The sequence below is a fragment of the Brevibacterium aurantiacum genome (assembly GCF_007558825.1).
Classification (GTDB): Bacteria; Actinomycetota; Actinomycetes; order Actinomycetales; family Brevibacteriaceae; genus Brevibacterium; species Brevibacterium aurantiacum_A.
This window is the reverse complement of the sequence record NZ_VLTK01000004.1, coordinates 41,326-67,245: the sequence shown is the minus strand read 5'-3', so window position 1 is coordinate 67,245 and position 25,920 is coordinate 41,326. Positions and strand designations below refer to the sequence as shown.

Annotated in this window: 19 protein-coding genes and 1 tRNA gene; 16 read left to right on the top strand and 4 right to left on the bottom strand. The window is 62.0% G+C overall.

Annotation, left to right across the window (positions count from 1 at the left end):
• Nucleotides 1–23: 23 nt before the first annotated feature.
• The 13 genes from FO013_RS07675 (at nucleotide 24) to FO013_RS07615 (ending at nucleotide 11,817) form a co-directional block, all read left to right on the top strand.
• Nucleotides 24–96 (top strand) — tRNA-Trp (locus FO013_RS07675).
• Nucleotides 97–194: 98 nt separating this feature from the next.
• Nucleotides 195–470: a preprotein translocase subunit SecE gene (gene secE, locus FO013_RS07670; RefSeq protein ID WP_143921975.1), complete on the top strand. Its 276-nt coding sequence runs from the start codon at nucleotides 195–197 to the stop codon at nucleotides 468–470.
• A 94-nt stretch (nucleotides 471–564) separates the two neighbouring features.
• Entirely contained in the window at nucleotides 565–1,512 is a 948-nt protein-coding gene (gene nusG / locus FO013_RS07665) for a transcription termination/antitermination protein NusG (RefSeq protein WP_143921974.1), read from the top strand.
• Between the two features lie 205 nt (nucleotides 1,513–1,717).
• The gene (gene rplK, locus FO013_RS07660; RefSeq protein ID WP_069599770.1) at nucleotides 1,718–2,155 is read left to right on the top strand and encodes a 50S ribosomal protein L11; all 438 of its coding nucleotides are present in this window, start codon (nucleotides 1,718–1,720) and stop codon (nucleotides 2,153–2,155) included.
• Between the two features lie 64 nt (nucleotides 2,156–2,219).
• Nucleotides 2,220–2,918, top strand: a complete 699-nt coding sequence (gene rplA / locus FO013_RS07655; protein WP_143921973.1) for a 50S ribosomal protein L1 — start codon at nucleotides 2,220–2,222, stop codon at nucleotides 2,916–2,918.
• Nucleotides 2,919–3,077: 159 nt separating this feature from the next.
• Nucleotides 3,078–4,370: a GAF domain-containing protein gene (locus FO013_RS07650; RefSeq protein WP_143921972.1), complete on the top strand. Its 1,293-nt coding sequence runs from the start codon at nucleotides 3,078–3,080 to the stop codon at nucleotides 4,368–4,370.
• Between the two features lie 126 nt (nucleotides 4,371–4,496).
• The gene (gene exaC / locus FO013_RS07645) at nucleotides 4,497–6,020 is read left to right on the top strand and encodes an acetaldehyde dehydrogenase ExaC (protein ID WP_143921971.1); all 1,524 of its coding nucleotides are present in this window, start codon (nucleotides 4,497–4,499) and stop codon (nucleotides 6,018–6,020) included.
• A gap of 87 nt (nucleotides 6,021–6,107) precedes the next feature.
• The gene (gene adhP / locus FO013_RS07640) at nucleotides 6,108–7,127 is read left to right on the top strand and encodes an alcohol dehydrogenase AdhP (protein ID WP_143921970.1); all 1,020 of its coding nucleotides are present in this window, start codon (nucleotides 6,108–6,110) and stop codon (nucleotides 7,125–7,127) included.
• Between the two features lie 391 nt (nucleotides 7,128–7,518).
• Nucleotides 7,519–8,052: a 50S ribosomal protein L10 gene (rplJ, locus tag FO013_RS07635; RefSeq protein ID WP_143921969.1), complete on the top strand. Its 534-nt coding sequence runs from the start codon at nucleotides 7,519–7,521 to the stop codon at nucleotides 8,050–8,052.
• A 57-nt stretch (nucleotides 8,053–8,109) separates the two neighbouring features.
• Complete coding sequence (gene rplL / locus FO013_RS07630) at nucleotides 8,110–8,490, top strand: 50S ribosomal protein L7/L12 (protein ID WP_143921968.1); 381 nt, start codon at nucleotides 8,110–8,112, stop codon at nucleotides 8,488–8,490.
• Nucleotides 8,491–8,642: 152 nt separating this feature from the next.
• The gene (locus FO013_RS07625; protein ID WP_260848044.1) at nucleotides 8,643–9,878 is read left to right on the top strand and encodes a hypothetical protein; all 1,236 of its coding nucleotides are present in this window, start codon (nucleotides 8,643–8,645) and stop codon (nucleotides 9,876–9,878) included.
• Entirely contained in the window at nucleotides 9,875–10,663 is a 789-nt protein-coding gene (locus FO013_RS07620) for a hypothetical protein (protein ID WP_143921967.1), read from the top strand. Before FO013_RS07625 ends, FO013_RS07620 begins: the two co-directional genes overlap by 4 nt.
• Nucleotides 10,660–11,817 carry a hypothetical protein gene (locus tag FO013_RS07615; RefSeq protein ID WP_143921966.1) on the top strand — a complete coding sequence of 386 codons (1,158 nt, stop codon included), beginning with the start codon at nucleotides 10,660–10,662 and terminating at the stop codon, nucleotides 11,815–11,817. Before FO013_RS07620 ends, FO013_RS07615 begins: the two co-directional genes overlap by 4 nt.
• Here the strand turns inward: FO013_RS07615 and FO013_RS07610 are convergent.
• Nucleotides 11,789–12,601 carry an MBL fold metallo-hydrolase gene (locus FO013_RS07610; protein ID WP_143921965.1) on the bottom strand — a complete coding sequence of 271 codons (813 nt, stop codon included), beginning with the start codon at nucleotides 12,599–12,601 and terminating at the stop codon, nucleotides 11,789–11,791. The two genes, FO013_RS07615 and FO013_RS07610, sit on opposite strands and share 29 nt — an antisense overlap.
• A gap of 24 nt (nucleotides 12,602–12,625) precedes the next feature.
• Between FO013_RS07610 and FO013_RS07605 the strand changes: the two genes are divergently transcribed.
• From FO013_RS07605 to FO013_RS07595, 3 genes are all read left to right on the top strand, one after another.
• Nucleotides 12,626–13,684, top strand: a complete 1,059-nt coding sequence (locus FO013_RS07605) for a GNAT family N-acetyltransferase (RefSeq protein WP_143921964.1) — start codon at nucleotides 12,626–12,628, stop codon at nucleotides 13,682–13,684.
• Between the two features lie 196 nt (nucleotides 13,685–13,880).
• Nucleotides 13,881–17,360 (top strand): DNA-directed RNA polymerase subunit beta, encoded by a 3,480-nt coding sequence (gene rpoB / locus FO013_RS07600; protein ID WP_143921963.1) that lies wholly within the window; start codon nucleotides 13,881–13,883, stop codon nucleotides 17,358–17,360.
• A 68-nt stretch (nucleotides 17,361–17,428) separates the two neighbouring features.
• On the top strand, nucleotides 17,429–21,301 hold the full coding sequence (locus FO013_RS07595; RefSeq protein WP_143921962.1) for a DNA-directed RNA polymerase subunit beta': 3,873 nt from the start codon (nucleotides 17,429–17,431) through the stop codon (nucleotides 21,299–21,301).
• A 388-nt stretch (nucleotides 21,302–21,689) separates the two neighbouring features.
• Here FO013_RS07595 and FO013_RS07590 read toward each other — a convergent pair whose 3' ends face one another.
• The 3 genes from FO013_RS07590 to katG form a co-directional block, all read right to left on the bottom strand.
• Nucleotides 21,690–22,715 (bottom strand): 6-phosphofructokinase, encoded by a 1,026-nt coding sequence (locus FO013_RS07590; protein ID WP_143921961.1) that lies wholly within the window; start codon nucleotides 22,713–22,715, stop codon nucleotides 21,690–21,692.
• Nucleotides 22,712–23,395, bottom strand: a complete 684-nt coding sequence (locus tag FO013_RS07585) for a DUF1707 SHOCT-like domain-containing protein (RefSeq protein ID WP_143921960.1) — start codon at nucleotides 23,393–23,395, stop codon at nucleotides 22,712–22,714. Before FO013_RS07585 ends, FO013_RS07590 begins: the two co-directional genes overlap by 4 nt.
• Before the next feature lie 299 nt (nucleotides 23,396–23,694).
• Complete coding sequence (katG, locus tag FO013_RS07580) at nucleotides 23,695–25,905, bottom strand: catalase/peroxidase HPI (protein ID WP_143921959.1); 2,211 nt, start codon at nucleotides 25,903–25,905, stop codon at nucleotides 23,695–23,697.
• Nucleotides 25,906–25,920 lie beyond the last annotated feature (15 nt).

Sequence of the window (25,920 nt, the reverse complement as noted above, 5' to 3'; positions counted from 1 at the left end):
ACGAATCGAGGGTGTCGAATCGAAGGGGTGTGGCGCAATTGGTAGCGCAACGGTCTCCAAAACCGTAGGTTGCAGGTTCGAGTCCTGTCACCCCTGCGCAGTTGATATCTGCTTGAGTCATATCGGCGAAACGCCGTCCTCGACGGGCTTGAACAATTGTGCTGTCCCAATGGAAACCGACCGAGTGAGGATGTGTGGAAGACACACCGGCAAAGAAGACTGGAGATAAGCCCAAAGGCGCCAGTCGTAAGCAGCTCGGGTTCTTCGGACGAATCCTGCAGTTCTTCCGCGAAGTCATCGCAGAGCTGAAGAAGGTCGTCACCCCGACACGTAAGCAACTGGTCAATTACACCCTGGTTGTGCTGGGCTTCATCCTCTTCATGATGCTTCTCGTGGTAGTTCTCGACCTCGTGTTCGGCAAGCTCGTCGGATTCGTCTTCGGCGGAACACCGCTGTGGCCATTGTGGTGACTCACCCCCAGCGGTGATCACTTGGATTTCAAACACATTGCAGACCCTTCACTCCCATATGGGAATCACTACACGCGAAGCGAGGAATTGATCGGTGTCGGATACCAGTTCACCTGAGCAGGAAACCCCTGAGACACAGAACGCCACTCCAGAGGAGTCGAGCGTTGCACCAGTGGTGGAAGACGTCGAGAACGAAACCTCCGCTGTGAGCGCCGACGACGCGCTGGTCGAAGATGCACCCGCTGACGAGGTTGTTTCTGAAGAGGCACCTGCCGACGGTGCCGCTTCTGACGAAGCCGCCGTCTCTGCCGAGGATGCCGCCTCTGATGACGACAGTGCCGCAGCCGACTCCGATGAGGTTGCCCCCGGCGATGACGCAGCAGCCGAGTCAGCCGAGACGGATGAGGCCCCTGCCGCCGAGGCCGACCCGGCCGAAGAGTTCAAGTCGGAACTGCGTATGCAGGAGGGTGACTGGTACGTCATCCACTCCTACGCAGGCTACGAGAACCGCGTCAAGCAGAACCTTGAGAACCGTTCCATCAGCCTCAACCTCGAAGAGTTCATCTTCGAGTCCCAGGTGCCGATGGAAGATGTCGTCGAGATCAAGAACGGCCAGCGCAAGCAGGTCCGTCGCGTGCGCATTCCGGGCTACGTGCTCGTGCGCATGGAACTCACCGATGAGTCATGGGGCGCGGTTCGCCACACCCCGGGCGTGACCGGATTCGTGGGCAACGCCTACGACCCGACTCCTCTGTCCATCGACGAGGTCTTCACGATGCTCGCTCCGATATTCGAAGAGCGCCAGGCCGAAGCCGCTGCCGCCGAAGGAGTGCAGGCCGAGCAGGCCGCGAAATCCGCCCCCATCACCGAGGTGGAGTACGAGGTCGGCGAGTCTGTGCTCGTCAAGGAGGGTTCCTTCGAGGGTCACCCCGCAACGATCCAGGAGATTCGTCCGGAATCACAGAAGCTCACAGTGCTGCTGTCGATCTTCGAACGCGACGTTCCCGTCGAGCTCAGCTTCGATCAGGTCTCCAAGCTCTGAGCAGATTTTCACGGTAGGAAGGGGCCCGGTGAACTCCGGGCCCTTTCGCCATTCACGCCCAGTGATGCCTGTCACCGACATTTGCTCCAGGGTCTGCAGGCATGGAATACTGGTGTGGTTTGATCTCGGTTCCCATCGGAAGCCGATTTCGGACGATGCGCCGTATTTCTCTGGCGCATCGAAACTTCAAGATTAAGGACCGAATATGCCTCCCAAGAAAAAGGTAGCCGGCCTCGTCAAGCTCCAGATTCAGGCAGGCGCCGCTAACCCGGCGCCTCCGATTGGTCCGGCGCTTGCCCAGCACGGCGTCAACATCATGGAATTCTGCAAGGCCTACAACGCCGCAACAGAGTCCCAGCGCGGGAACATCGTTCCCGTCGAGATCACAGTGTTCGAAGATCGTTCGTTCACCTTCATTCTCAAGACCCCACCGGCTGCAGAACTCATCAAGAAGGCTGCAGGCGTGAAGTCAGGTTCGGCTACTCCTCACACCGACAAAGTTGCTCACCTGAGCGCCGACCAGGTTCGCGAGATCGCCACCACGAAGATGCCTGACCTCAACGCCAATGACCTGGATCAGGCTGACCGCATCATCGCCGGCACCGCTCGCTCCATGGGCGTGACCACCGACATCGAGGTCTGAGACCAGACATTTCACTGTGGTAGGGCTCGCGCAGCCCGCACCACGACTGCAAGGAGAGAAGCAGATGGCAAAGCGTTCAAAGGCCTATCAGGCCGCGGCAGAGAAGATCGCCGCAGATGTGACATACGAACCGGCTCAGGCAATCGCCCTGGCCAAAGAGACCACAGTGGCGAAGTACGATGCCACCGTCGAGGTCGCCCTCCGCCTGGGTGTTGACCCACGTAAGGCGGACCAGATGGTGCGCGGCACCGTCAACCTTCCGCATGGTACCGGTAAGACCGCTCGGGTCCTGGTGTTCGCTGCCGGCGACCGTGCAGAAGCTGCCCGTGAAGCAGGTGCTGACTTCGTCGGCTCCGATGACCTGCTGGAGAAGGTGGCCAATGGCTTCACCGACTTCGACTCGGCTGTTGCCACCCCTGACATGATGGGCAAGGTCGGACGTCTGGGTAAGGTTCTGGGCCCACGCGGCCTGATGCCGAACCCCAAGACCGGCACCGTGACCATGGATGTCGCCAAGGCCGTGACCGAGATCAAGGGCGGAAAGATCGAATTCCGCGTCGACAAGCACTCGAATCTGCACTTCATCATCGGAAAGGTCTCCTTCTCCGAGGAAGCGCTGCAGCAGAACTTCGATGCAGCGATCGAAGAGGTCCTTCGTCTGAAGCCGAGCTCCTCGAAGGGCCGCTACATCTCGAAGGCAACCGTGACGACATCGAACGGTCCTGCCGTTCCGATCGACGGTTCATCGATGCGCGTGGTCTGATCCCTGTGAGGGATTGAATTGCGTTCAGCAGTTCTGGGCGGGAAGTGAGACATTCACTTCCCGCCCTTTCTGTTCCCTGAGAACCCTCATTCAGTCTTGCCCGGAAGAGGTATCGCGGATAGATTGTGAGCACCGACGACCACTGTGTGCCAACCGCCGATGGAGGTGGACAGCTCCGCCATGCATTCGACTCCGCTGCTTCGCGATGACTATCAGCGCATTGTCCGTCGTGCCCATGACAATCTGGCATCACTGACCGCACCGGAGACTTCGGACCCGGGAGTCCGCGCAGCCGTCCTCGAGTCCTGGAACCGATCCCTCGGCCGTCTTCGCGACCCAGGTGGAGTACGTGTGCACATGGCCTATGAGGCCGATCAGCTCGCCGAGGTGAGGCGCCGTCATCCGTTCCACTCCATCATGGGCCTGCTGCAGTCGCATCTGATCGAACCTGCCAAGGAGGCAGGGCTGCTCGTGGCGCTCGGTGATGAGCAGGGGCGTCTCCTCTGGGTCGAGGGTGAGCGCGCCGTCCGCAATCGTGCCGAGTCCATGGGCTTCGTGCCGGGCACCGACTGGTCGGAGGACGTGATGGGGACGTCCGCTCCCGGACTCGCTCTGCGCTCGCGCACTGCCGTGCAGATCAGTCAGGCCGAGCACTTCTCCGCCGAGGTGCACTCGTGGAGCTGCAGTGCAGTGCCCGTGACCCATCCGCTGACCGGTCAGGTCTTGGGCATCATCGACGTCACCGGCGGTGATGACGCGGTATCCTCCATCGTCTTGCCGTTGCTGAATTCCACGGCTCAGGCCGCCGGCGCCGGATTGGCGAAGCTCTACACCCCGGACTCCGGTGGACTGTCTCCTGTCGGTACCGGTGACGGTGCCTATCTCGAAGTCACCGGAGTCCGTCCCCAGCTCTCGAGCCCTGACGGCACTCGAATCACGCTGTCGGGACGACATGCGGAGATCCTGCTGCTCCTGGTGCGCAACCCCGGCGGCATCAGCAGCGCCGGGCTCGCCGACCGGCTGTGGGCGCTTGGCGGAAGTGAAGTCACTGTCCGGGCGGAGATCGCGCGTCTGCGCAGAACGATTGACCACCTCGGCGACCTGCGCCTCGATGCCCGCCCCTACCGACTGCGGGGAGACATCGACAGCGACGTCGAGCGCACGCACCGGGGCCTGGCCCGAGGGGACGTGGAGACCGCCCTCAACTTCTATCGGGGGCAGGTGCTGCCCGAGTCCGATGCCCCCGGCATCCGGGAGATCGGTGCTGAACTGGAAGCGCTGATTCGGGAGAGTCTGCTGCAGAACGGAACCTGGCAGCAGCTGTGGCGCTATGCGGGATTGGCCGAAGCTCGCGAGGATTCGGAAGTGCTGATGTCGGTGCTGCGCCTGGCACCACCCGAAGCACCCGAACGCAACGCGGCTGTCGTGCGACTCGAAGCCCTCGGATACTGAGTCCGAGGACCTGGAGCTGACAGCTCTGCTGCTGTGATGCAACCCACATGCAACGTTGCCCTGCGTAGCGTGTGGAGCAATCGGAGACAGACATCCGATCGCCGCATACGCATCAAAGGAGTTGCAATGACTGTTTACGCTCAGCCTGGTCAAGACGGATCGCTCGTCACCTACAAATCACGGTACGAGAACTTCATCGGCGGACAGTGGGTCGCTCCCGTCAACGGGAACTATTTCGAGAACCCGACGCCCATCACGGGTAAGACGTTCTGCGAAGTGCCAGCCAGCACCTCGGAGGACATCGAGCTCGCACTCGACGCCGCACACAAGGCGGCTCCGGCCTGGGGCAAGACCTCGCCCGCAGAACGCGCCGTGATCTTGAATAAGATCGCGGATCGGATCGAGGAGAACCTCGAGATGATCGCGGTTGCCGAGACCTGGGACAACGGAAAAGCCGTCCGTGAGTGCCTCAACGCCGACATTCCGCTGGCCATCGATCACTTCCGCTACTTCGCCGGAGCGATCCGGGCACAGGAAGGCGGGCTCTCTCAGCTCGATGACGATACGGTGGCCTATCATTTCCATGAGCCTCTCGGCGTGGTCGGTCAGATCATTCCCTGGAACTTCCCGATCCTCATGGGCGTGTGGAAGATCGCTCCGGCGCTGGCCGCAGGCAATGCCATCGTCCTCAAGCCTGCCGAGCAGACTCCGGCCTCGATCCTCGTCCTGATGGAACTCATTGCGGACCTGCTTCCCGAGGGAGTCCTCAACATCGTCAACGGCTTCGGGCTCGAAGCAGGCAAGCCACTGGCTTCGAACAAGCGGATCTCGAAGATCGCATTCACCGGAGAGACGACTACGGGCCGCCTGATCATGCAGTACGCCTCGCAGAACATCATCCCGGTCACTCTCGAGCTCGGCGGCAAGTCCCCGAACATCTTCTTCGACGACGTCAATGCCTCAGATGACGCCTACTGGGACAAGGCCCAAGAGGGCTTTACCATGTTCGCCCTCAACCAGGGGGAGGTCTGCACCTGCCCGTCGCGTGCACTGGTCCAGGAATCGATCGCCGATCCCTTCCTCGAAGCGGTTGCAGAACGGACGAAGAGGATCGTGCAGGGCAACCCGCTGGACACCGACACCATGATGGGTGCGCAGGCCTCGAACGACCAGTTCGAGAAGATCATGTCCTATCTCGACATCGGCAGGCAGGAGGGCGCCGAGGTGCTCACCGGCGGAGCCCGGGCCGACCTCGGCGGGGACCTGTCCGGCGGCTACTACGTGCAGCCGACCATCTTCCGGGGCAACAACAAGATGCGGATCTTCCAGGAGGAGATCTTCGGCCCGGTCGTTTCGGTGGCCACCTTCAGCGACTACGACGATGCCATCGCCACGGCGAACGATACCCTCTATGGTCTGGGCGCCGGGGTCTGGTCGCGCAACGGCAACACCGCCTATCGTGCGGGCCGGGACATCCAGGCTGGCCGAGTGTGGGTCAACAACTACCACGCCTACCCGGCACACGCGGCCTTCGGCGGCTACAAGGCCTCCGGCATCGGACGTGAGAACCACCTGATGATGCTCGACCACTACCAGCAGACGAAGAACCTGCTGGTCAGCTACTCGGAGAACGCCCAGGGCTTCTTCTGAGGCGAGTCTTCCTCTGAGTTCACGCGACGGTGCCCGGTGGCAGCGACGCACAACAGCACATCCCACATCATCACAAAGGAGTCCTTGATGTCAGACATGAAAGCAGCAGTCGTCAACGAATTCGGCAAGGATCTTGCCGTCGGAGACAACGAGATTCCCGAGCCCGGACCCGGGCAGGCGCTGATCAAACTCATCGCCTCGGGGGTCTGCCACACCGATCTGCACGCGGCGCACGGCGATTGGCCGATCAAGCCGAAGATTCCCCTCATCCCCGGACATGAAGGTGTCGGGACCGTCGAGAAGCTCGGACCCGACGTCACCGATGTCAAGGTCGGACAGATGATCGGCAATGCTTGGCTGTGGAGTGCCTGCGGAACATGTGAGCACTGCCGCCAAGGGTGGGAGACGCTGTGCGAACAGCAGGTCAACGGCGGCTACGGTATCGACGGATCGTTCGGTGAGTACATGCTCGTCGACACGAAGTTCGCCGCCATCATCCCGGAGGGATCCGACCCGTACGAGATTGCGCCCGTACTGTGTGCCGGAGTCACCGTCTACAAGGGACTCAAGCGCACCGAGGTGAAGCCCGGGCAATGGGTCGTCATCTCAGGCATCGGCGGGCTCGGCCACATCGCCGTGCAGTATGCGGTGGCAATGGGGATGCGCGTCATCGCCGTCGACGTCGCCGATGACAAATTGGCATTGGCGAAGAAGCACGGAGCGGAGATCACGGTCAACGCCTTTGCCGAGGAGCCGGCCGACATCATCCAGGAGAAGGTCGGAGGCTCACACGGTGTGCTCGTCACGGCGGTGCACCCGAAAGCATTCGGGCAGGCGATCTCAATGACTCGCCGAGGCGGGACCATCGTCTTCAACGGGCTTCCCCCGGGCGAGTTCCCGGCCCCGATCTTCGACATCGTCCTCAAGGGGCTGACGATCCGCGGATCGATCGTCGGCACCCGCCAGGACATGGTGGAAGCCTTGGAGTTCTACGCAGCGGGCAAGATCCACCCGACGTTCACCAAGCGGCCGCTCGAGGACATCAATGCGATCTTCGACGAGATGATCCACGGCAAGATCGACGGCCGAGTCGTCATCGAGTACTGATCCACTCGGTCAGATCAAGTCTCCGGGCGCTGAGCAGCTTCTCTGCAGGTTGCGCAGCGCCCTGATGCTGGCCGGCGGTCACTGGTGGTTCCAGCCGGCCAGGTGCCAGCAGGAGTGTGGCCAGCATCTCCGCCATCGATTGGACTTGGCGCGAAGTCCTTCGATAGACTTCAACTACCCAAGACCGTCGGTCTTTTCGGAACCGGCAGAATCCGCAATCGGATCCTGTTGCCCGGAAACGAAGACTCCACTGGAGTGACCTGCGCAGGTGAGCACGAGATTCTTCCGATGAGTTCCTATGATCTCATCATTCGAAGCGTTTCACGCATGCCTGCGTGGAGCGCTTTTTTGGCGTTGGGACACGATCGGCGACTGTACGAAAGGAACTACCATGGCGAGGCCAGACAAGGCAGCCGCAGTAGAGGAGCTCAAACAGCAGTTTGAGAACTCCGACGCTGTGTTGCTGACCGAGTACCGCGGTCTCACCGTTGCGCAGATGAAAGATCTGCGCGTTTCACTCGGTGAGAACGTCAGCTACGCCGTGGTAAAGAATACGCTCACTGCTATTGCAGCCAAAGAAGCCGGAATCAACGATCTCGATGAGTTCCTCAACGGACCCACCGCGATCGCATTCGTCAACGGTGAACCACCAGAGGCTGCAAAGGCATTGCGTAACTTTGCCAAGGCGAATTCTCAGCTCGTATTGAAAGGCGGCTACTGGGATGGTGCCGTCCTCAGTGCTGAGAATGTCAACAAACTCGCCGACCTCGAACCACGCGAAGTGCTGCTTGCAAAGGCAGCTGGTGCCATGAAGGCAAGCCTCCACCAGGCGGCTTACCTGTTCACCGCTCCGATGGTCAAGGCCGTGCGCACTGTCGACGCTCTGCGCGAGAAGCAGGACGACGCTCCTGCTTCAGACGCCTGAGCAACACCCCATAAACCCGGTCGCTCAAAGTGACCACCAAAGGAAGGACTGGCCACCATGGCTAAGCTCACCCCCGAAGAGCTCATCGAAGGCTTCAAAGAGCTCACACTGATCGAACTCTCCGACTTCGTCAAGAAGTTCGAAGAGGTCTTCGAAGTTGAAGCTGCTGCACCTGCCGCTGCTGTTGCCGCTGCACCTGCTGCCGCTGCTGAGGCTGCCGAAGAGCAGACCGAATTCGACGTCATCCTCGAATCGGCCGGCGAGAAGAAGGTTCCCGTCATCAAGGAAGTTCGTGGGCTCACCTCCCTCGGACTGAAGGAAGCCAAGGACCTCGTCGACGGCGCTCCTAAGGCTGTCCTCGAAGGCGTGTCCAAGGACGCAGCCGATAAGGCCAAGGAAACCCTCGAGGGCGCAGGCGCAACCGTCACCCTCAAGTGATTTCTCTGGCAGCAGTCTGACTGCTGCCGCTTCGAAGAACCCCACAGCCGATGCTGTGGGGTTCTTCGCATTCACAGTGCGCGCCGGCTATGTTGCAGGACCGCAACGTGCTGCGACTTCGGCGACAGCCTGCCCTGACCTATTCTTAAGTGGTGACTGATAGTGCCACCGACACCAGACTGCTGAAGAGGCTGAGTTCCACACTCCGTGACTCCTGGCAGAGCGATCCTCTGTACATCGATCCGATCATTGCGCCGGGACTCACCGACAGTCAGAAGACGGCGGTCGAGCACGCATCGAAGCAGGCAGGGCAGTCGGGTGTTGTCCATTTCGTCGCGATTACGCCTGCGCAGCCGAGATCAGACGAGCCGAGATGGGCCCGCTTCACCTCTGATCTCGCATATGCGATGCACAAAGACAGCGGCGGAGAACAGACCATCGTCCTCTTCACCCAGGCAGACGATGCCGCGCGATCCTACGCTTATCTCGTCGATGCTAATGGGCCGGCTATACCGCCGGGCTCGGACTTTCTTGCCCGTTCGTCCAGCGACGACTTTCTGCCTGTCGAGCTGGCAGTGCCCTATCAGCTGCAGATTCTCGTCGCGGCTGCGAAGGGGACCGAACCTCCGGCACCCCCGGACTTCGACACTCGCGATGCGGGGGATCGCAATGAGGATTACATCGAAGCCACCGGACTGGATAATGGCAACCCGGACGCCCTCGTCTTCGGTGCGACGGCAATTGCCGCCATGGGGCTGAGTATCTGGGTGCTGCGCCGTCGGGAAAAGTACTCCTGGCGGAACTCGCTGACGACGAAACCGGACCCCGTCAGGACGCAGCAGCTGCCTGAGCGTGTTGAAAGTGCGCTCGAACCGCTTCCCGAGCCGCAGGAGTCCACCGAAGAGGCATGGTCGCTGTATGACCGCGGTCGGCGAGTGCAAGGGGCGATCAGGTCGCTCATCGCGGCTAATCCTGATTGGGCGCAGAGCGTCGACTTCTCGCACCGTTTCGGTGTTGAGAACCTGCTGAGCACGCACAAATGGGTACGTGCTCGGCTTCGCGGTTCGACCAAGGCCAGCTCCGAAGCGCCTCGGTTCTGCTTCCTCTTCCCTCACCACCGAAACAGAATCGAGACGTTCGCGCTCAAACAGGACGGGACCACGCTGACAGTCGACATGTGCGATCGCTGTCGCCGCGAAATCAACGACGGTCACGAGCCGCAGTGCCTCATGGTGCCCAAACGGCCCGGATCGAAGAAGCCTGTTCCCTACTATCAGCGCTCGGATGTCTACGCACTGTCCGGCTTCGGCAGCTTTCAGCCACTCGAGGACGCAGTCCTGGAGTCACTGGGAACACCGTCGACGTCCCCGACAGGAGGACGAGGATGAACACGGCAGCGAAATTGGGTGCGGCAATCATCATCTTCGGTGCTGTCGCAACCGGTTCGTCGATCTACAGCCACTCCGAATTCGACGAGGCCAGAGATGCTCGCATCGTCGCTGAAAAGGGCGACACGATCACGGTCGATTCGATCTATCTCGATCGCATCGAGGGCAGATACGACCCGAACTACGACCGGAGCCGGTACCAGGAGATCGCAGAGTCGCTGCAGTCCGACCCGATCTATATCGACGCCTATCAGGCATTCGAAGTCGACGACGAGAGCCTGGCGACGATCAGAGACGAAGTCAAAGACCTCGACATGCCGATCTACGTCGCGTTCCTGGCCACCTCGCAGGTCGATGATGCGGATGGGCAATCTCAACTGCTGGCTGGGCGGATCGCCGAGGAGCTGCCCGACAAGCGCGCCACAGTGGTCGTGGTCGGGGCAGTGACCGAAGGTATTGCCGACAAGGGAGCCGACCGGCGCGTGGCTTCCTACGATGTCGCCACAGACGTCGACGATAATCGTTCGGCCGTAGCGCGCAGATATGTGGAAGCGCTCAAGGCGGCCGAAACCGAGGCCTCGAAGTCCAGCAGCTCGCGAAGTCTCGACGATGAGCTGCAGCCGATCGTCGTCGATGAGGACACTTCCACCGATCCGAGCACGTTGGTCTATCCGGTCGGTGCAGCCGTCGGGGGTGCGGCGCTCGGCTTCATCGTCGGCGGTGGTCTGGGAATCGGGGGAGTCCTGGCGTGGAGAGCGATCAAGAAGAGGAAGCAGAACACGTGACAACTGATGCACAGCAGATTGCCGAGGCACTCAAAGACGACCCGTTCCACATCGACGGGGCGGTCGAGGGGTCTCTCAACGCGGAACTCATCGACCAGGCTCGGGAGACGGCGAAGGAATTGGACTACGACGTCTATGTCATCGCGGTCGATGAGCACTCTCTGAACCGAGATCTGTTGGAGCAGATCAAGGTGTTCAACGGGGGCGAAGGTTCGTTCATCATGATCAACGGCGAATCCCAGATCGCTGTCGATGTGAACTTCGCGGACAACCATGACCTCAATATGCAGGTGATGGACCAGTTGTCGGTCGCCCGCGAAGAGTGGAACATCAGCTCACCGTCGACGACGAAGCTCAATATCCTCCTCGACCTCTATGCGCAGCCGCAGGAATACAAGCAGGAAGAAGCCGTAACCGGGCAGGAAGCGCCCGGCAGCGAGGTCCAGACCGTTGACGGCTCGGGATCCTTTGCTCCGATGTTCCTCGGCGGGGCGGTACTCATCCTCGCTCTCGTCATCGCCGGTATCTGGTTCACCCGATCGCGACGGCAGCGTCGCGAGGTGACGCGGACGCAGCAGCGATTTCAGCTGCCCGATCGGCTGCTGAACCGCGTCGACAGCCTGCAGCGGCGATCATTGCGCGAGACCATCAATGCCGACACGACTCAACTGGCCGGGGAGATCGATCGGCTGCAGACGCAGAATCTCAACGCGGTGAGTGCTGCCAGCGTCGAGCGCGGACTCGACGCCTACCAGATGGCCCGCACGATCGTCGACGACGAAACATCCGAACGCATCGATCTGGCCGGAGCGATGGTCCTCCTCCGGCAGGCAGGACGCGAAATCGCCGAGGCGGATGCTGCCAGGAAGAGGAAGCGCAGTCCCGGTGCACGAAGCGGACTGCCGCAGAGTCTGTGCACCATCAATCCGCTGCACGGAGAGGCGCAGTCCACGACGCGCCTTGACGCCGATGCCTCAGGTGTACGCGTGCCCGTCTGCGGAAGCTGTCAGAACGACCGACAGCGCGGCAACCAGCTGCAGTGGATCTTCGACGGTGACCGGCCCTATGTCGAAGGCGACAGCGTGTGGGCGCAGACTCTGTTCGGCGCCATCGGCTCAGACCTCATCACTGCCCTGCACCGGCAGGGCAGATGACCTGCTCTCGGGGGAAGCTCCGGTCATGGTCACCTGGCATGGCACGAGCGGGCAGAGCCACCTCGGCGTCGGCTTGATTCGATCTCAGACCGTCGATGTCCTCAAGCTGACGTTCGACGAAGTCCCGGTCAACGGGCACTCCATGCCCAGGCACGAACACTGTGGTCTCGGGGAAGGACAGCAGCGTGTGCAGGCTGGTCACCCAATCGCTCAGTGAAGCATCGTCGCCTGCCTGTGGGGGAGCTCCCTCCTCCACCAGGTCACCGGTGAACACGATGCCCTGATCGGGCAGGCGCACGACGAGATCTGCTGTGGAATGCCCGCCCAGCACGTGGAATTCGACCCGACAGTCCCCGAGGTCAAGCACAACCTCCGACTCAGCGGCATCGACGGGGGAGACGTCGACGATGAGGTCGCTGGGATCCTCGGGCAGCTCGGATGCGAATTCGGCGGTCTCGGGGGCGTTGCGAACGGCGTCGAGGGCGATCCATGCGGTCGCCTCCTGGTCTCCGGCGAAGGACGCGGAGACGTGGAAGGTCTCGATTCCTGCTGCGGCAAGGGTGGCATTGCCGAAGAAATGATCCCAATGGTCATGAGTGATGACGGCAGCAATGGGATTGACGCCGCCAGTGACCTCGAGGCTCAGATGCTGTGCCGTGTCGGCCAGATACTTCGCCGTGCCGGGCCCCGGGCCCGAGTCGACGATGAGGCTGGCGCGAGAGCCAGTGATGATTCCGCAGTTGACCGCGGCCGGATTCTGAGAGATAACACTGACATTGACCATGAGTGCAGTCTAGAATGTCAGCCCATGGAGATCACTCACATCCCAGCCGGATCTCGCAGCGGCGAAGAGATCGAGAGCGTCCTCGCCGAGGTGCTCGACTTCGATACGCTCATCAACCGAGCATCGGGGCTCGGCAGCGATTTCGACCCCCGCGCAGACGAGGTGCGGCGGGAGTTGCTCTTTCCCACGCAATACCTGAGCAATCAGACGTGGATCGGTCGGCGCGGCGGGGTCATCGTGGCCAAAGGAATCGCCTACCTGGCATTGCAGGACAACCTCGATGTCGCCGACGTGTGGTGCTCGGTCCACCCTGAGCTGCGCGGACAGGGACTGGGCTCAGAGCTGCTGGCTGAGATGGAGACCAACCTGGCAGCTCAGGGCCGAACACAGCTGACCAGCTACTGCGAGATCCCATCATCGGCTCGTGACGCCGATCTGCGGGGTGCGCATCTCGCGGCTGACTCCGGCGCGGGAAGTCTGCCCGTGAATCAGCCGGACGTCGCCTTCCTCATCCGACACGGCTTCGCCTTCAAACAGCTGGAGCGGTGCTCCGTGGCGAATTCCGCCACGGCGGCACGGCTGCCCGCCGTTGACCTCGACGCCGGCTATGCGATCGAGACGTGGGATGGGCCGACGCCTGAACACCGGCTCGACGCGGTCGCACTTCTGCACCAGAGGATGTCGACGGACACCCCCGGCGCCGAAGAATTCGGTGAAGAGGAGGCGTGGGACGCCGCACGAGTCCGTGCCCTCGATGCGAAGCGGACCACAGACCGGGAGCTGGTGAGCACGGCACTGGTGCTCAAAGGGGAGGCAGCCGCGGGCTTCACCGAGGTCGCACACTTCGACGAACGCCCTGAGGTCGGGTGGCAGGGATCGACTCTGGTGACGCGAGAACACCGCGGACACGGACTCGGGGCGGCACTGAAGATCGCCAATCACGTTGCGCTGGGGGAGCGTACCGGCGTGAAGCGAATCTACACGTGGAATGCGGTGGAGAACTCGTGGATGCTTCTCATCAATGACAGGGCGGGATTCGCAACCTGGGCCTGGGTCGGTCTGTGGAAGAAGCGTCTTGCATGACTTGACCGATTGCTATAAGCTTGATATTTGCGTTGATCTGCCTGTGGCGTGCCTTCATATAGCGGGGGGCACCTCATTTCCACTCAAGTGAACCACGTTGTCGCCCGGTGTCGAAATCTGACACACCTGGGGTCGTCGACGTGACTTCGTGTGGAGGGTCAACCTATCAATTGGTGAAGCACTCGGAAGGATCCCATTGGCCGCCGCCAACGATAACACCAGGACCGCTAACGCCCCCAAGAGAATCTCCTTCGCGAAGATTCGCGAACCGCTCGAGGTTCCCGATCTGCTCGGTCTGCAGACAGACAGCTTCGATTGGCTCATCGGCTCGGAAGCGTGGCAGGACCGCGTCGCCGAGGCCATTGAAATCGGAGACGATTCCGTAGCAACCACCTCGGGACTCGAAGATATCTTCGAGGAGATCTCACCGATCGAGGACTTCGGTGGATCGATGTCGCTGTCGTTCCGGGAGCACCGGTTCGAAGCTGCCAAGTACTCCATCGATGAGTGCAAGGAACGCGACATGACCTATTCGGCGCCACTGTATGTGACCGCCGAATTCATGAACAACAACACCGGCGAGATCAAGAGCCAGACCGTCTTCATGGGTGACTTCCCCCTCATGACTGACAAGGGCACGTTCATCGTCAACGGCACCGAGCGTGTCGTCGTCTCGCAGCTCGTGCGTTCGCCCGGTGCCTATTTCGAGTCCAGCGTCGACAAGACCACTGACAAGGACATCTTCACCGCGAAGATCATCCCTTCCCGTGGTGCGTGGCTGGAGTTCGAGGTCGACAAGCGCGACCAGGTCGGCGTTCGCCTTGACCGCAAGCGCAAGCAGTCGGTCACTGTTCTGCTCAAGGCCCTCGGCTGGTCCGAAGCGAAGATCCTCGAGGAGTTCGGCGAGTTCGAGTCCATCCGCGAGACCATGGCCAAGGACACGGTCAACACGCAGGACGAAGCGCTGCTCGACATCTACAAGAAGCTGCGCCCGGCAGAGCCTGCGACCGCTGAAGCGGCACGCAACTTGCTCAACAACCTGTACTTCAACCCCAAGCGCTACGACCTGGCCAAGGTCGGCCGCTACAAGGTCAACCGCAAGCTGGGCGTCGATGCACCGCTGAGCGACTCGGTCCTGTCGACCGATGACGTGGTTGCGACCATCCGCTACCTCGTGTCCCTGCACGCAGGCGTTGACACCTCCAAGGGTGTCCGTGACGGCGAGAACATCGAGCTCAACGTCAAGCTCGACGACATCGACCACTTCGGCAACCGTCGCATCCGTGCAGTCGGCGAGCTCATCGAGAACCAGGTCCGCACCGGACTCTCTCGCATGGAGCGCGTCGTCCGTGAGCGCATGACGACCCAGGACGTCGAAGCGATCACGCCTCAGACCCTGATCAACATTCGTCCCGTGGTGGCTGCGATCAAGGAGTTCTTCGGCACCTCGCAGCTCTCGCAGTTCATGGATCAGAACAACCCGCTCGCGGGTCTGACTCACAAGCGCCGCCTCTCCGCTCTGGGACCTGGTGGTCTCTCGCGTGACCGTGCCGCCATGGAAGTCCGTGACGTTCACCCATCGCACTACGGACGTATGTGCCCGATCGAGACTCCCGAAGGCCCGAACATCGGTCTGATCGGCTCGCTGGCCTCCTACGCCCGCATCAACCCGTTCGGTTTCATCGAGACGCCTTACCGCAAGGTAGTCGATGGTGTCGTCACCGATGACACCGAGTACCTGACTGCCGACGATGAGCTCGAGTTCAACATCGCTCAGGCCAATGCGCCGCTGACCGAAGAGCAGCGCTTCGCCGAAGTCGAAGTTCTCGCACGTCCTAAGGGCGGCGGCGGCGAAGCCGAGCTGGTCCAGTACGACACGATTGACTTCATGGACGTCTCCGCGCGTCAGATGGTGTCTGTTGCGTCCGCACTGATTCCGTTCCTCGAGCACGATGACGCGAACCGTGCCCTCATGGGTGCGAACATGCAGCGTCAGGCCGTGCCGCTGGTGATGTCGGAGTCTCCAGTCGTGGGCACCGGCATGGAATACCGTGCAGCTGTCGACGCCGGCGACGTCATCACTGCCGATCGCCCAGGCGTCGTCACAGAGGTATCCGCCGACTTCGTCACCGTTCTGGCTGACGATGGCACGATGCAGACCTACCGCGCGTCGAAGTTCAAGCGTTCCAACCATGGAACCTCTTACAACCAGCGCATCATCGTCGACGAGGGCGATCGCGTCGAGCCGGGCACGGTTCTGGCAGACGGACCGTCGACTCAGAACGGTGAGATGGCGCTGGGCAAGAATCTCCTCGTGGCATTCATGTCATGGGAAGGCTACAACTTCGAGGATGCGATCATCCTCTCCCAGCGTCTCGTCCAGGACGACGTTCTGTCCTCGATCCACATCGAGGAGCACGAGGTCGATGCTCGCGACACCAAGCTCGGTGCCGAGGAGATCACTCGCGACATTCCGAACATCTCGCCGGACGCACTGGCAGACCTCGACGATCGCGGAATCATCCGCATCGGCGCCGAGGTCACCGACGGCGACATCCTCGTCGGCAAGGTCACCCCGAAGGGTGAGACCGAGCTGACGCCGGAAGAGCGCCTGCTGCGAGCGATCTTCGGTGAGAAGTCCCGTGAGGTCCGCGACACCTCGCTGCGTGTGCCTCACGGCGAGATCGGCACCGTCATCGGTGTCCGCGTCTTCGACCGGGAGGAAGACGACGAGCTCTCGCCGGGCGTCAACCAGATGGTCCGCGTCTACGTCGCTCAGCGCCGTAAGATCACCATCGGTGACAAGATGGCCGGTCGTCACGGCAACAAGGGTGTCATCTCGACCATCCTGCCTGTTGAGGACATGCCGTTCCTGGCCGACGGAACCCCCGTCGACATCATCCTCAACCCGCACGGTGTTCCGCGTCGTATGAACATCGGCCAGGTCTTCGAAGTCCACCTCGGATGGATCTCGAAGCAGGGTTGGAAGATCGAGGGCAACCCCGAGTGGGCTGCCGAACTGCCGGATGCCGCTCGTGAAGCCGAGGCCGGCACGAACCTGGCGACCCCGGTCTTCGACGGTGCACACGAGCAGGAGCTGCGTGGACTGCTGGACTCGACGACTCCGAACCGCGATGGGGATCGACTCATCGATTCCTCGGGCAAGGCCCAGCTGTTCGACGGTCGCTCCGGAGAACCGTTCCCGTACCCGATCGCTGTCGGCTACATGTACATGCTCAAGCTCCACCACCTCGTCGACGACAAGATCCACGCGCGTTCGACCGGTCCGTACTCGATGATCACCCAGCAGCCGCTCGGTGGTAAGGCGCAGTTCGGCGGTCAGCGCTTCGGTGAGATGGAAGTGTGGGCCCTCGAGGCCTACGGTGCGGCGTACACGCTGCAGGAACTGCTGACGATCAAGTCCGATGACATCCCGGGCCGTGTGAAGGTCTACGAGGCCATCGTCAAGGGCGAGAACCTGCCCGACCCGGGAATCCCGGAGTCGTTCAAGGTCCTCATCAAGGAGATGCAGTCCCTGTGCCTCAACGTCGAAGTTCTGTCTTCTGACGGAGCCGAGGTTGAGATGCGTGACGGCGAGGACGAGGTCTACCGGGCAGCTGAAGAGCTCGGCATCGACCTGTCACGCCGTGAAGCCCAGACCGTAGAAGAAGTCTGAGGACTTCCACTTCAACCGACACAACTTCGCGATGAACTCGACGTTCATCGCCAGGAAAGAGGATTTACGTGCCTGACGTCAATTTCTTTGATGAGCTACGTATCGGTCTTGCCACTGCGGAATCCATCCGCGGCTGGTCACACGGTGAGGTGAAAAAGCCTGAGACCATCAACTACCGCACACTCAAGCCCGAGAAGGACGGACTCTTCTGCGAGAAGATCTTCGGACCGACCCGCGACTGGGAGTGCGCCTGCGGCAAATACAAGCGTGTCCGCTTCAAGGGCATCATCTGTGAGCGCTGCGGCGTCGAGGTGACCCGCGCCAAGGTTCGCCGTGAGCGCATGGGACACATCGAGCTGGCCGCACCGGTCACTCACATCTGGTACTTCAAGGGCGTTCCTTCGCGCTTGGGCTACCTGCTGGACCTGGCACCGAAGGACCTGGAGAAGGTCATCTACTTCGCTGCTTACATGATCACCTCGGTGGACGAGGACTCTCGCCACCGTGATCTGCCCAGCCTGCAGAACAAGATCGACATCGAGAAGCAGCAGATCGGCACTCGCCGTGACGCCGACATCGATCGTCGTGCTAAGAAGCTCGAAGAGGACCTGGCAGCTCTCGAGGCCGACGGCGGCTCCGCCCCGGCCAAGAAGAAGCTGCGCGATGTCGCCGAGAAGGAAATGGAGAAGCTGCGCAAGAACGCCGACCGTGAGGTCGACCGCCTTGAGCAGGTGTGGGACCGGTTCAAGAGCCTCAAGGTCAACGACCTCGAAGGCGATGAGAGCCTGTACCGCGAGATGTTCCACCGTTTCGGTCTCTACTTCACCGGTGCCATGGGCGCCGAGGCGATCCAGAAGCGTCTGCTCGAATTCGACCTCGAGGCCGAGTCCGAGAAGCTGCGCGAACTCATCGCCACGGGTAAGGGTCAGCGCAAGACCCGCGCCCTGAAGCGTCTCAAGGTCGTCAATGCGTTCCTGACCACCGACAACAACCCTGAGGGCATGGTCCTCGACGTTGTTCCCGTGGTGCCGCCGGAACTGCGCCCGATGGTGCAGCTCGACGGTGGACGTTTCGCCACGTCTGACCTCAACGACCTCTACCGTCGTGTGATCAACCGCAACAACCGTCTCAAGCGTCTCTTGGACCTCGGTGCCCCCGAGATCATCGTCAACAACGAGAAGCGGATGCTGCAGGAAGCCGTCGACTCGCTGTTCGACAACGGTCGTCGCGGTCGTCCGGTGACCGGACCGGGCAACCGTCCGCTGAAGTCACTGTCGGACATGCTCAAGGGCAAGCAGGGACGTTTCCGTCAGAACCTTCTGGGCAAGCGTGTGGACTACTCGGGCCGTTCGGTCATCGTGGTCGGTCCGCAGCTGCACCTGCACCAGTGTGGTCTGCCTAAGACCATGGCTCTGGAACTGTTCAAGCCCTTCGTGATGAAGCGTCTGGTCGATCTCAACCATGCGCAGAACATCAAGTCGGCAAAGCGGATGGTCGAGCGTCAGCACCCTCAGGTGTGGGACGTCCTCGAAGAGGTCATCACCGAACATCCGGTGCTGCTCAACCGTGCACCTACTCTGCACCGTCTGGGCATCCAGGCGTTCGAACCCCAGCTCATCGAGGGCAAGGCCATCCAGCTGCACCCCCTCGTCTGCTCGGCGTTCAACGCTGACTTCGACGGTGACCAGATGGCAGTGCACCTGCCGCTGAGCCCTGAGGCTCAGGCAGAGGCACGTGTGCTCATGCTCTCGGCGAACAACATCCTCAAGCCTTCGGACGGCAAGCCCGTGACCATGCCCTCGCAGGACATGATCATCGGTCTGTACCACCTGACCTCCGAGCGCAAGGGTCTGGCCGGCGAAGGACGCTCCTTCACCGGTCTCGGCGAAGCCATCATGGCCTTCGATCGTGGAGAGCTGGACCTCGGTTCGGTCATCACGATCCGTCTTGAGAACGTTGTCCCCGGCGACGATCTTGAGGTTCCCGAAGGCTGGGAGGCCGGCGATCCGCTGGACGTGCAGACCACTCTGGGTCGTGCACAGTTCAACGACTACCTGCCTGCCGACTACACGTACGTGAATTCCACGATCGACAAGAAGGCGCTCAGCCGCATCGTGAACTACCTGGCCGAGGAATACCCCAAGGTCGAGGTCGCGCACACCTTGGACAACTTCAAGGCCGGCGGCTTCTACTGGGCAACTCGTTCGGGAATCACGATCTCGATGTCCGACGTGGTCTCACCCGAGGCCAAGACCGAGATCATCGACGACGCGGAGGCCCTCGACACGAAGGTTCAGCAGCAGTACGAACTCGGTGCGCTCACCGACGACGAACGCCGCAACGAACTGGTCAAGCTGTGGACCGAGACGACGGAGAAGGTCGACCAGGTCATGCGGACTAACTTCCCGGAGGAGAACTCGGTTCTGCGTCTGGTGGAATCTGGCGCATCGGGTAACTGGATGCAGGTCCGCCAGCTGGCCGGTATGCGTGGACTGGTGACGAACCCGAAGGGTGAGATCATCCCTCGCCCGATCGTCTCGAACTACCGTGAGGGACTCTCGGTGCTCGAGTACTTCATCGCCTCGCACGGTGCTCGTAAGGGTCTGGCCGATACGGCTCTGCGTACCGCTGACTCCGGTTACCTGACTCGTCGCCTCGTCGACGTGTCGCAGGACGTCATCATCCGCACCGCCGAAGCCGATACGAACAAGGGCATCACCCTGCCTGCAGCCGAGCGCGACCACGAGGGCAACCTCGTTCCGCACGAGTATGCAGAGACGAGCCTCTACGGCCGCCTCACGGTCTCAGACGTCTCCGACGCTGATGGCAATGTCATCGTGCCGGCGAAGACCGACGTGACCGCGGAGACGATCGATAAGCTGGTCGCTGCCGGGATCGAAGAGCTCAAGGTTCACTCCGTGCTCACTGCTGATTCCGATACGCAGATCTCGGCCATGCACTACGGCCGTTCGATGGCGACCGGAAAGCTCGTCGACATCGGCGAAGCAATCGGCACCGTCGCTGCCCAGTCGATCGGTGAGCCGGGAACCCAGCTCACCATGCGTACCTTCCACACAGGTGGTGCGGCGGCGTCCACGGGTGACATCACCCAGGGTCTGCCGCGTGTGACCGAGCTCTTCGAAGCTCGCACACCGAAGGGCTTCGCTCCCATCGCCGAGGCGACCGGACGTGCCAAGATCGACGACAGCCGCAAGACCCGCTTCGTCGTCATCACACCCGATGACGGTGGCGAAGAGATCGAGCACGCAGTGTCCAAGCGTGCCCGCCTCCTCGTCGAGGACGGACAGAACGTCAAGGCCGGCGAACAGCTGGTCATCGGCGCTGTCGATCCGAAGCAGGTGCTGCGCATCCGCGGTCGTCGTGAGGCCGAACGCTTCCTCGTCGAGCAGGTGCAGAAGGTGTACCGCTCGCAGGGCGTGGGCATCCACGACAAGCACATCGAGGTCATCGTGCGCCAGATGCTGCGTCGCGTGACCGTGATCGAGTCGGGCGACACGAACCTGCTGCCCGGCGAGCTGGTCGACCGTGGCCGCTACCAGGGCGAGAACCGTCGTGTGGTCGCCGAAGGCGGCCAGCCGGCATCGGCTCGTGACGAGCTCATGGGTATCACGAAGGCCTCTCTGGCCACCGATTCGTGGCTGTCTGCCGCATCCTTCCAGGAGACGACACGCGTCCTCACTGAGGCCGCGATGGAAGGCAAGTCGGACACCCTGCTCGGACTCAAGGAGAACGTCATCCTCGGTAAGCTCATCCCTGCAGGCACCGGCCTGCAGACACACCGCGACATCGTGGTGGAGCCGACCGAAGAGGCGAAGGCCGAGATGTTCACGAACAGCTACGGTGACTTCTATGCAGGCATCGGTTCCGATTCCGGATCCGCCATCCCGCTGGAGGACTACGACTACGGCGCCTTCAGCTGAAGCTGATCGTCTGAGTCGCGTCCCTGTCGCTGAGTCATCAGACTGAGTCGGCAGGCACAGCACGAGGGGCACCCACCATCAGGTGGGTGCCCCTCTTCGTTCATTCATATGCGGTCCCCGCGATCGTAGACGCGAACGTAGACGCGAACGTAGACGCGAACGTAGACGCGAACGCGGGCGCGCATGTGGGTGCGATCGCGTGCGCGCGAGCAGAAGCATCGCCGCAGAACATCCTCGGCCAATCGCATCGAACTCGGTCAGAAGCTCAACAGTCGGCAAGTTCTGATCGAATATCTCGAACAATTCGACCAGGACTTACCGACTGTTGGCCTGCGGCGAGCTCTGAATGCGTGTCGGCGTTGCAAGGCGGCTTCGTTGAGCAGGACAGCTAGCCGAAGAGGACTTGCGCCTCTTCCCAGCGTTGAAGCGGAACAGACTTGAGTCGGTCGACGGCTGAAGCCATGTCGACCGAGACGATGTCGGTGCCCTTGAGACTGGCCATCTTGCCCCAGTCGCCGTTGTGCGCGAGATCTGCCGCAGCCATCCCCAGACGCGTGGACAGGACCCGGTCATACGCCGTGGGGGAGCCGCCTCGCTGAAGGTGTCCGAGAATGGTGGCACGGGACTCGATTCCGGTGATCTCCTCGATCTTGGGAGCCAGGAAGTCTGCGATGCCGCCGAGACGGGTCCGTCCCTTGTTGTCGACACCCCGGTCCGCGACCTGTTCGTCGAGCCCCTCGGGAATGAAGCCCTCGGCCACGACGACGATCGGAGCACGGCCGCGGTCCCTGGCCGAGGTCACCCATTCCTCGATCTGGTCGAAGGAGACGGGAAACTCCGGCATGAGGATCGCGTGCGCGCCACCGGCCATTCCCGCATGCAGCGCGATCCATCCGACGTTGCGGCCCATGACCTCGATGACCATGCATCGATGATGGGACTCGGCCGTTGTGCGGAGCCGGTCGATGGACTCGGTCGCGATGGCTTGGGCCGAGTCGAAGCCGAAGGTGTAGTCAGTGCCGCTGAGATCGTTGTCGATGGTCTTGGGGACACCGATGATGTTGAGTCCCTCCTCGTTCACGAGTCGGGAGGCCCCAGCCAGTGTGCCCTCGCCGCCGATCGCAACGATCGCGTCGATGCCGTGGGCGGTCATCACCTCGCGCATCCGCTCCGGCCCGCCGCCCTCATAGGGGTGGGTGCGGGACGTGCCGAGGATGGTGCCGCCTCGGCCGGAGAGTCCGCGAACGTCGAGCATAGTCATGTCGAACACATCGTCTTCGAGCAGGCCGCGCCAACCGTCGCGGATTCCCACAAACGTATCTTCGTGCGAGCGGATGCCCTTGCGGACGATTCCGCGGATGACCGCGTTGAGTCCGGGGCAGTCCCCGCCGGAGGTCAGTACACCTATCTTCATTCCAATTGCCCCTGATCCTTTGCTCGATAGCCTTTGGCCAAATGCACGTCGTGACCGGCCATGACAGAGACGCCCTTGAGGATGAGCGTCCCATTCGAACCGTCTCCTTTGGCGGAGCCGCGGATCTCATTGCCGGCCATGATGTTGATTGTGTCGTCGCGGACCCGCACGCCGGGAGGGACGTAGATGTCGTGGCCGGCCATCATCGAATACGATGTCAGCGACACGGTGACTCCCGGTCCCATGACGTCGCACAGGTCGATGTTGTCGCCGCCCATGAGCGAATAGGTCGTCACCTGGGCTGTGCCGGCTGGCACATCGAGTTCGCGCCCGGACATAATCGCCACCGAGTTCATCGGCTCCGCTGTGCCCGGTTCCGCCATCGGAGCCAGCGAGGTGGGTCCGGCGCTGCGTGCGAGTGATGTCCCTGCCGCCGTTCCGCCGGTCTGGCGCTGCAGGGTGCGGTAGAGCTCGTGTCCTTCGGGCAGATCGACGATGAGCGGCATCAGTTCGTCGAGGTACTTCGCCGAAATCGCCTCATCCTGACGTTCGGCGGTCTCTTCCGGGTCGAGCCGACCGTTGCTGACCGCGTCGGTGATGACTCCGAGAACGGCGTCGCGGTCCTTGTCAGAGGCTCGGATGCGGGGCGCGGGCGAGTGCGGGGAATCTTCTTTGGCCATGACGCCCAGTGTAGCGGGGACCACACATCTGCAGTTGAGATCGGCCGCAGCCAAGTTCCACAGGCTGGACACAGCCACGACTCGGAATTGCGACAGCACAGCACACGAGAGCGGAATCACTGACAACCAAAGAGTTCCCATGACAGTCAACCCGAATCCGAACCTTCCGAACCCCGGGCCGGGCACTCCCAGAGCCGGACAACAGGGCGGTGGCCAGCAGAGGCCTGATTCCATCCTGGATACGACTGTGCCCCCATCACTGATCGTGGTGGGGGCACAGGCGCGATTTCTCAGATCACTCAGCGGTGCAGATCGAAGCGGTCTGCTTCGACGAGCTTGCTCCAGGCCTTGACGAAGTCGTTGACGAACTTCTCCTGGGCGTCATCGGAGGCGTATACCTCGGCGATGGCACGCAGCTCGGAGTTGGCACCGAAGAGCAGATCGATACGGCTTCCGGTCCACAGCTTGTCTCCCTCGGGGGAGAAGCACTCGTAGACAGTGGCGGATTCGGACGGTCCGATCGGCTTCCAGACGTTGCCCAGTTCCAGGAGGTTGACGAAGAAATCGTTCGTCAGCTCGCCGGGACGGTCGGTGAACACACCGAGCTCCGAATCTTCGTAGTTTGCACCGAGGACACGCAGCCCACCGATGAGCACGGTCAGCTCCGAAGTGGTCAGACCGAGCAGGCTCGCCTTGTCCAGGAGGAGGTACTCGGCCGACAGGGGGAGGTCCTCGGTGAGGTAGTTGCGGAATCCGTCGTGTGTCGGCTCCAGGTAGGAGAACGAATCGACGTCGGTCTGCTCCTGGGTCGCGTCACCGCGGCCGGTCGAGACCGGAACGCTGACATCATGGCCGGCGGCCTTCGCCGCGGTTTCGATGCCGACGCCGCCGGCGATCGCCAGGACATCGGCGAACGTTGCTCCGGTGTCCGCTGCGATGCGTTCGAGGACTGTGATGACCTCGGCTAGCTTCGCGGGCTCGTTGACTTCCCAGCTCTTCTGCGGTTCGAGGCGCAGGCGTCCGCCGTTGACTCCGCCGCGGAAGTCGGAGACACGGTGTGATGATGCCGCGGCCCACGTGGTTGAGACGAGCTGGGAGACGCTCAGCCCGGATTCGCGCACGGCAGCCTTGATGGCCTCGAGCTGGCCCTCTGCGAGCGGTGTGCCGGCCGGGACCGGGTCCTGCCAGATGAGCTCTTCGCTGGGGACCTCGGGTCCGAGGTAGCGAGTGGACGGGCCCATGTCACGGTGAGTGAGCTTGAACCAGGCGCGGGCGAAGGCATCCTCGAAGGCCTTCTGGTCGTCCTTGAAGCGGCGCGAGATCTCACCATAGATGGGATCGAAACGCAGCGAAAGATCGGTTGTGAGCATGCGGGGCTCGCGGCGTCCGTCGCCCTGAGCCATCGGAACCATGTCATCGCCGCCGCCGTCGACTGGGCGCCACTGCAGGTGTCCGCCTTCGTTCTCGAAGACCTCCCATTCGTAGGCGAAGAGGATGTGGAAGAACTCGTTGTCCCACCGAGTGGGGTGGTAGGTCCACGTGACCTCGATGCCGCTGCCGACGGTGTCATTGCCCTGGCCGGTGCCGAAGTCGGACTTCCAACCCAGGCCCTGCTCCTCGATCGGTGCTGCTTCCGGATCTCCGCCCTTGTGCGACTCGGATGCTGCGCCGTGGGTCTTGCCGAAGGTATGTCCACCTGCGATGAGAGCGACTGTCTCCTCGTCGTCCATGGCCATGCGACCGAAGGTCTCGCGGATGTCGATGGCCGCGGCCAGCGGATCCGGTTTGCCCTCTGGGCCCTCAGGGTTGACGTAGATGAGACCCATGGTCGTTGCCGCCAGCGGCTTCTGCAGCTCGCGGTTGCCCACATAGCGCTTGTCGGTGCCCAGCCATTCGGTCTCGGAGCCCCAGTAGACGTCATTGTCGGGTTCCCACACGTCCTTGCGACCACCGGCGTAACCGAAAGTCTTGAAGCCCATGGATTCGAGACCTACGTTTCCGGCGAGGATGAATAGATCAGCCCATGAGATCTTCTTGCCGTACTTCTTCTTGACCGGCCAGAGCAATCGACGGGCCTTGTCGAGACCCACGTTGTCGGGCCAGGAATTCAGAGGCGCGAAACGCTGCTGCCCTTCGCCGCCGCCGCCGCGTCCGTCCTGGACTCGGTAGGTGCCTGCGGAGTGCCAGGCCATGCGGATCATGAACGGGCCGTAGTGACCGAAATCAGCCGACCACCAGTCGGCGTTCGTCTTCTGCAGCTCTTCGATGTCGGCCTTGAGCGCGTAGTAGTCGAGGCTGGCGAACTCGGCGTCGTAGTCGAAGCCTTCGTCCATCGGGTCGCGAGCTGGCTGGTTCTTGGCCAAGATCTTGAGGTTGAGGCGATTCGGCCACCAATGCGAGTTGGCATCGCCCTGGCTGGGATCGACCAGCGAGTCGGCATCGGGCGCCGTCGCCGCAGCCGAGGTGGTGTGGACGACTGGACAGCCGCCGGCGGTGGAAGTATCGGTCATAGTATTCCTTTCACT